The sequence below is a fragment of the Streptomyces sp. A0958 genome, from assembly GCF_004795035.1.
In the GTDB taxonomy this organism is placed as follows: domain Bacteria; phylum Actinomycetota; class Actinomycetes; order Streptomycetales; family Streptomycetaceae; genus Streptomyces.
In genome coordinates, this window is record NZ_SSBK01000110.1 from 1 (window position 1) to 736 (window position 736).

Below are 736 nucleotides of genomic sequence, written 5' to 3' on the forward strand. Positions count from 1 at the left end.
TCGGCCGCCGCCCCAGACCACCCGAGATACCTCAGATGGCCTGGATCAACGACCCGGCCAAACGGAGAGACCCCGCACCACAAACCTCATAGCGTCACGACCGTCTCACTGGACTTGAAATCTTCCGCTTCGACCCTTCTCGCCCCTGGCCTTGGGTGTCGTACCAAGATCCAGCCTGGTACGCATCGCCATGGGAAGTGGCATCCGATGAAGACCTTGCCGACGCCGCAGTCCGCCTAGCCATCCGGTACCTCCTCTCCCAGACGGGTCCGGACGTGAAGATCTGCCGCTCAGCAGCGTTGGTTGAAGCGGCCGCCAAGCGAGTGATGGCCGATGTAGTGGCCGAAGCTCGTACTCAGAGGTACTCGTGGGGACGCATCGGGGCACAGCTGGGCGTGCCCAGGACGGCGGCGCAGAAGCGCTTCGGCGGAGCGCCGACGGAGGAGCGGGCGCAGACCCTGGAGGATCAGTACACACGAATGAGGGACTTCGTGAAGGGTGCGGAGATGTATCCGGAGATGTACGGGGACCTTGACAAAAGCGAGGATGGCTACGAGCTACGCGCCACTTGCGATCGCTGCCTTCGACGGCGTCGAGGGCAGACCCTCGATCCCCTCTCTGTCAGCCTTGGGTGAGACATCCCGCTCTGTCGGGTTAGCCTGAGAGGGCACGACAGGAGAATCACCCCTTATGACCAGCACCGAACCGGCCGGGTCCGACCCGGCGCCGAGGCCGA

General features: G+C 64.0%; 1 protein-coding gene. It reads left to right on the plus strand.

Annotated features, from left to right (window positions below; all coding sequences use genetic code 11):
- Positions 1-197: 197 nt before the first annotated feature.
- Positions 198-635: a hypothetical protein gene (locus tag E6P78_RS32545; protein WP_136207210.1), complete on the plus strand. Its 438-nt coding sequence runs from the start codon at positions 198-200 to the stop codon at positions 633-635.
- Positions 636-736: the final 101 nt, after the last annotated feature.